This window comes from Moorena sp. SIO3E8 (assembly GCF_010692445.1).
In the GTDB taxonomy this organism is placed as follows: Bacteria; Cyanobacteriota; Cyanobacteriia; order Cyanobacteriales; family Coleofasciculaceae; genus Moorena; species Moorena bouillonii.
Map to the genome: position 1 here is coordinate 1 of NZ_JAAHHM010000238.1, position 6,151 is coordinate 6,151.

General features: G+C 44.6%; 8 protein-coding genes. 4 read left to right on the top strand and 4 right to left on the bottom strand.

Features of this window, described 5'->3' with window-relative positions:
* Positions 1-208: 208 nt before the first annotated feature.
* Both F6K46_RS37660 and F6K46_RS37665 read left to right on the top strand, forming a co-directional pair.
* Positions 209-466, top strand: coding sequence for a hypothetical protein (locus F6K46_RS37660; RefSeq protein ID WP_293068004.1), 258 nt, complete (start codon positions 209-211; stop codon positions 464-466).
* A gap of 42 nt (positions 467-508) precedes the next feature.
* A complete protein-coding gene (locus F6K46_RS37665) occupies positions 509-637 on the top strand; it encodes a hypothetical protein (RefSeq protein ID WP_293068001.1) in 129 nt (42 codons plus the stop codon).
* Here F6K46_RS37665 and F6K46_RS37670 read toward each other — a convergent pair.
* Positions 615-1,550, bottom strand: a complete 936-nt coding sequence (locus tag F6K46_RS37670; RefSeq protein WP_293067998.1) for a methylenetetrahydrofolate reductase — start codon at positions 1,548-1,550, stop codon at positions 615-617. The genes F6K46_RS37665 and F6K46_RS37670 overlap by 23 nt on opposite strands.
* Before the next feature lie 29 nt (positions 1,551-1,579).
* Complete coding sequence (trpS, locus tag F6K46_RS37675; RefSeq protein ID WP_293067995.1) at positions 1,580-2,590, bottom strand: tryptophan--tRNA ligase; 1,011 nt, start codon at positions 2,588-2,590, stop codon at positions 1,580-1,582.
* Positions 2,591-2,798: 208 nt separating this feature from the next.
* On the opposite strand from trpS, the gene psb28 reads away from it, so the two are divergent.
* A complete protein-coding gene (psb28, locus tag F6K46_RS37680; protein WP_075901396.1) occupies positions 2,799-3,143 on the top strand; it encodes a photosystem II reaction center protein Psb28 in 345 nt (114 codons plus the stop codon).
* Positions 3,144-3,252: 109 nt separating this feature from the next.
* Here psb28 and F6K46_RS37685 read toward each other — a convergent pair whose 3' ends face one another.
* Entirely contained in the window at positions 3,253-3,771 is a 519-nt protein-coding gene (locus tag F6K46_RS37685) for a hypothetical protein (protein WP_293067992.1), read from the bottom strand.
* A gap of 309 nt (positions 3,772-4,080) precedes the next feature.
* On the opposite strand from F6K46_RS37685, the gene F6K46_RS37690 reads away from it, so the two are divergent.
* Complete coding sequence (locus F6K46_RS37690) at positions 4,081-5,541, top strand: heme peroxidase family protein (RefSeq protein ID WP_293067989.1); 1,461 nt, start codon at positions 4,081-4,083, stop codon at positions 5,539-5,541.
* A 301-nt stretch (positions 5,542-5,842) separates the two neighbouring features.
* On the opposite strand, the gene F6K46_RS37695 is transcribed toward F6K46_RS37690, so the two are convergent.
* The gene (locus F6K46_RS37695) at positions 5,843-6,043 is read right to left on the bottom strand and encodes a hypothetical protein (RefSeq protein WP_293117992.1); all 201 of its coding nucleotides are present in this window, start codon (positions 6,041-6,043) and stop codon (positions 5,843-5,845) included.
* Between the last annotated feature and the right edge of the window lie 108 nt (positions 6,044-6,151).

The following is a 6,151-nucleotide window of genomic DNA, read 5'->3' on the forward strand; positions in this document are numbered from 1 at the left end:
TAATACCATAAAGTTCCTGAGTCAGGCTGTGTCCTTAGCAGTCAGGCAGCGTTCTCACGAATTGTCTCTGATTCCGCTTTTGAAGTGAGTGGGGTGACTTTGTCAATCTCTACACCTGAATGCTTACGTAGCGACAACAATTGAAAAATACTTTAATGGCAGTGTCTCGAAATTTTTAAGCTTGAATGAGGTATTTGTTCCCGAGCCAATGAGGTTAATTTTAATTGCACAGTTGAATCGCTTAGATCAGTCAGAAATAGAAGTGATAAAGTATCTAGGAATAAGTACCACACCCGTTTCCCGGGAACAATTGCGCCAGGATATTACCATTAGCTCGGATTCAAAACTAATCAATGTTTTACAATCCCTCCAGAGGCGTTCACTGATTGAGACATTCACAGACATTAGTCAAACTTTTTTCACCCTATCCCCTGTAGTTAGTTCGGTAATTTTTAGTATTAGTTAAAAGGAGAAAAGGTAACAGGTAAGAGGGAGGAGTGTGGGAAGTGTGGGTAGATTAGGCAGGGTGGGAATAGAAGAAGGTATATTTACCCTATTCCCTATTCCCTATTCCCTATTCCCTGGTCGCAGCGCTATAACAATTTATCTGAAATTTACTTACAAACAAAGTCATTAACGGGAGAAGATTTCTGCAATGGCGAAATGCCAGCCAAATCCAAAATCTGGGGAATCAAGTCTTCTCGCCGGACTGCCATCATGTGAACACCCTGGCACAGTTGCTGTGCTAGCTTAACTTGTTCAGCGGCAATTTTTATCCCTTCTTGTAACTGATTATCTGCTGCTGCTAGCCGATCAATAATTTCGTCAGGGATATTAACCCCTGGAACTTTTTTATTAATAAACTTAGCATTTTTAGCGGATTTGATCAAAAATATCCCTGCTAAAATTGGCTTATTAGTACCAGCCGCAATCTGATCCATAAACTTCTCTAGGCGATCAAAATCGCAAATGAGCTGGCTTTGGAAAAACTCTGCTCCCGCTTCCAGTTTCTTTTCAAACCGACTTTGTAAGCCTGACCAACTCTTGAGCTGGGGGTCTACTGCTGCACCAGTAAATAAATCAGTTGCTTGATCAGTAAGGGGCTTATCATTGAAATCAACCCCTTGATTTAGCTTAGTAATTAGTTGCAATAGGCGTACTGATTCCAAATCAAATACACTTTTAGCATCAGGATGATCACCTGCTTTGACTGGATCACCGGTTAGGGCGAGAATATTACCGATACCTAAAGCGTTAATACCCATCAAGTCAGCTTGCAAGGCGATGCGGTTGCGATCGCGACAAGCCACCTGACAAATTGGTTCAATTCCCTGGTGGCGTAAAATCACCGAGGCTGCCCAAGACGACATCCGCATGACTGCCCTAGAGCCATCAGTGATATTGATAGCATGGACTCTATCTTTGAGGGTTTGAGCCATTTTGACCATGTGAGCTGGGTTACCCCCCTTGGGGGGTGCCACTTCTGCAGTAATCAAAAATTCACCGGACTCAACGGCAGTGCGAAACGAATTCTTAGTGGGGTTAGTCATTGGTTATAGTATTTACTTATCTCCAGGAATTAGGTTACAGCAATGAACCCTAATGCAGTTTTCACCCTGGACAAGGTCTGGTTTGCGATCGCTTCCGCTTTTTGTCGCCCCTCTCGCAACACGCCCTCAAGATAGCCCTGCTCTGACCTAACATCGTGATACTTCTGTTGAATCGGCTTGAGTGCTTCAATTGTTACTTCTGTCAGTAAGGGCTTGAATGTACCCCAACCCATATCCCGACATTCTGTAGCCACCTCTTCCTTCGTTTTCCCAGAAAGCAGGGTATACAACGTTAGTAGATTATCACATTCCGGGCGTTCTGGGTCATCAAACCATAAGCCTCTAGTTGGGTCAGTTTTACAGCGCTTGATTTTCTTTTGGATCTCCTCAGGAGAGTCAAGCACGTTAATCCTGCTCAACTCGGATGGATCAGACTTAGACATTTTGCGCCTGCCATCAGTGAGACTCATGACACGAGCACCCGTTTGCCGGATCATAGGCTCTGGCAACTTTAGCACAAGTTTCTCCTGACTGCCAAACTTGTCATTAACTCGGATAGCGATATTACGAGTCAGTTCGATGTGTTGCTTTTGGTCTTCTCCCACTGGCACTTTATCGGCATCATAAAGTATAATATCCGCTGCCATCAACACTGGGTAGTCCAGTAAGCCAGTACTTACATTTTCCCCTTGTTTCACCGCTTTTTCCTTGAACTGGATCATTCGCTCTAGCCAGTTAAGAGGGGTAATGCAGTTGAGCAGCCAAGCTAGTTCACTGTGGGCAGGGATATGGGATTGTACGAAGATAGTAGAGCATTCTAAATCAATCCCGCAGGCTAAGTAGAGGGCAGCAATGCTTAAGGTATCTTCTGCTAGAGTTGCTGGGTTATGGGGTACAGTAATAGCATGTAAATCAACTACACAAAATAGATTATCGTACTGACTTTGACCTTCGACCCAGTTGCGGATAGCTCCAAGATAGTTACCCAGGTGAAGATTGCCAGTTGGTTGAACTCCAGATAGAACGCGCTGTTTACCCATGTATGATCGAGTGATTGCTTAAATCGGTTTGCCGAAACGGTATCAGTGTAATTCCATTTTCCCACTGGTTAGGCTAAATTTGGATTATTTTCGCCATTGCTAGGTCGTGAACCTAGGCATCAGTTAAAATTTTTTGCCATTTATTGCAGCTTGGATGAGAAGATAGTGGTGTAAAGATTCTTAATATTTTCTTAATCGGACTTATAGCATGGCAGAAATTCAGTTCTCTAGAGGCATCAAAGAAGAAGTTGTGCCCGACGTACGTATAACTCGCTCTAAAACTGGTCAGACTGGCACTGCAACCTTCTATTTTCAAAAGCCTCAAGCTATCGATAAAGACTTTAAGGAAGATATCACCGGAATGTACATGGTTGACGAAGAAGGTGAGATTTCTACCAGTAACGTTAATGGCAAATTTGTTAATGGTGAACCAATGGGTATAGAAGCAACTTACGTGATTAAATCTCCAGAGCAGTGGGATCGTTTCATTCGTTTTATGGAACGGTATAGTGAGGAAAATGACTTAGGACTGACTAAATCCAAACAGGATTAAGCTAAGTCTTGAGTGCTGGGTACTAATGTCTCCTTTACAGGATCTGGTTTACACCCAACCGTCAACGGTCAACCGTGAAAAACGCTTAGTACTCAGCACTATACCCAAGTCAGATGTCGCTAATTTCCTTAGTAATCACATTAATCGGAGGAGAGCAATACACGCAAAGCTCATTAGCAATCGCTACCGCTTCTTCAGGGGTTTTATCTAAGTACATTGCGGTCAGAGCATAATCTTGTCCAGCACCAATGGCACCAAATTCATTAATTTTATCCACGAGATAGCCATCACTGATACAAAAAATATCCTGTTCTACTGCTAACAAATATTCATTCCTGCGACCAAAGGTATCGTCTTTATCCTTTGCCCAACTATAAAATTCAACAATAAAATCGAGAACAGCCTCAACGGTAGGAGCGGCTGGAGAATGGTTTCTGGCAAATATTTGCATGAAACTCAATTCCATGGTATAACCCACGCCGCCAATAATCATGTTATTGATTTCAAATAGCTTGCCCCACTCATCCCCAGTCACACGGTGAGTTTGCTTGAGGTATCCTGACAGCCGAATGCTATCGGAGGCAAAAACTAGTTTATCAGGGTATTTTCTGGCAGCCACAACGCTCATAAGTTGCTCCTAATGGTTTTAGTGGATGATTACGATGAAACAGGCACCGATATAGCAGTCATTAACAACCCAGTTTAGACCTTATCCATGGGAACTAGTTGCTGTAGTAACGCCCAAAGCCGAGCTGATCTGGTCGGTTTGATGCACTGCCCACCTTCTTTAGACTGACTTCTGACGTCTGACTTGCGCGTAGCACTATACAACATATCCTTGCCAAAAATTTCACCCTCGAGGGTACTGTTATTAATCTGTTTGCTAGCTCATAGTGGATATATAAACCACAAAAACAGGTATAAAAGCAGCTTAATTATGTTAAGACGCCATGGATTTGGTCCTCGCAAGGGTGAACATCAACCCCCCAGTGAATTTGCCCCCACAGGTAAGTTTGGCAGAATGTTTCCTAATCTACCTGCTTTCACCCCTTCAGAAGAGGGTTTGACTCAGCTGGGGAACGCCATGAATGATACTGACCCTAATAATCCAAAGGGCGATAATATCAATGTACCTGCTGGTTACACTTATTTGGGTCAATTCATCGATCATGACATTACCTTCGATACCACTGCTCTCGGAGATATGATGGTTGACCCCTTGGCGGTGAAAAATTTTCGCACGCCAAAGCTGGATCTTGATAGTCTGTATGGTTCTGGTCCTGATGTTCAACCCTATCTCTACCAAATCGATGACTCAGATCTGTTTTTAATTGGCAAAACTAACCAACAACCTGGTGGTGGCGATTCGTCTATTCCCACAGAATTGCCCAACGATTTGCCTCGTTCTCCTAGTACTCTGGCCATCATTGGTGACCCCCGTAATGATGAAAATTTAATTGTTGCCCAGACCCACCTAGCTTTCCTGAAGTTTCACAACAAGATAGTTGAGGGCATCCGTGATGGCAGCATTCAAGCAGACTCTATCATGGGCAAGTCTACCTTTGAGGCAGCCCGAGAATTGGTAGTTTGGCACTATCAGTGGATTGTACTGTTCGATTTCTTGTCTCGCGTCATTGACCAGAAGCAGCTAATAGAAGTACTTGAAGGCGGTCGGCGCTTCTTCAAGTTTGGTCAGGATCCGTTCATGCCTGTGGAATTCTCTGTAGCAGCTTATCGTCTCGGACACAGCATGATCCGTGCGGATTATGACTACAACCGAGTGTTTACTTCTCGTCCTGGTGGGGTAACTCCTGCAACCTTACAACTGCTGTTCTTATTCACTGCTCAATCGGGTCAAATCGTTCCTATTCCCAGTGATTGGGTGATTGACTGGCGTCGTTTCTTCCCGATCGATTCTAATGTACCGGTTAACTTGAGCCGCCAACTTGATCCATTTCTAGTTGACCCCCTCAAGAATTTGCCTAATGTTCCACCACCTAATTCCCTAGCGGTGAGAAATCTGTTGCGTGGTCGTAACCTTGGCTTGCCCGCTGGTCAAGATGTGGCTCGCTGCATGGGATTCCGGCCCTTGAGTAAGGAAGATATTTCCACAGGGCAAGATGGCAATGTTGCCGCCCAGTTTGGTTTTGATGTTAAGTCCCCCTTGTGGTACTATATCCTCAAAGAAGCCCAAATCCAAGGTAACGGAGTGCGTTTGGGCGATGTAGGAAGCCGTATTTTGGCTGAAGTTTTTGTTGGTCTTATCGAAGGCGATCGCAACTCATTTTTATCACGCTGCTCCCAGTGGACGCCGATACTTCCTTCTGAAAAACCAGGAACATTTACTATGACAGACTTGTTGAGGTTTGTCGGAGATGCTAACCCAATTGGTGATTAATACTCTTATAGCGGTTTGGGATTTTGTTAAGTACATAGTTCTGGGTATTTAGGGAACAGGGAACAGCGGATCTGGGAACAGGGAACAGAGAACAGCGATGCAGAGGTGCGACCCGTGATGGCGAGCAATCCCTTGACCGTAGGTCACGCGGGGCGCGTTCGCCATCACGGAAAACGCACCATTACGGTCTTGGCGGAAACCCCCATAAGCGACTGCATCAAAACGGGAGTAGGAAACAGGAAAAAAATCCTGTGTACCTGATTAATATCAGAACCGCTATAAGAAACACATTTTGAAACTCTTACCCAGCAATGATTAGCTGAGGGGAAGAGTCTGGGAATCGGGAAGAAGTAGTTTTCAAGACTTCTTCCCGATTCCCGATTCCCGATTCCCGATTCCCGATTCCCGATTCCCGATTCCCGATTCCCGATTCCCGATTCCCGATTCCCGATTCCCGATTCCCGATTCCCGATTCCCGATTCACGATTCCCGATTCCCTCAATAACAATACTTCTTACTGTTATTCGGTTTAGGATGATATCTACCCTTGCGCAGGGCTCCGATTAGGGTGGATACGTAAACACAACGTTGAGTGGTGCTATTGTTCTTG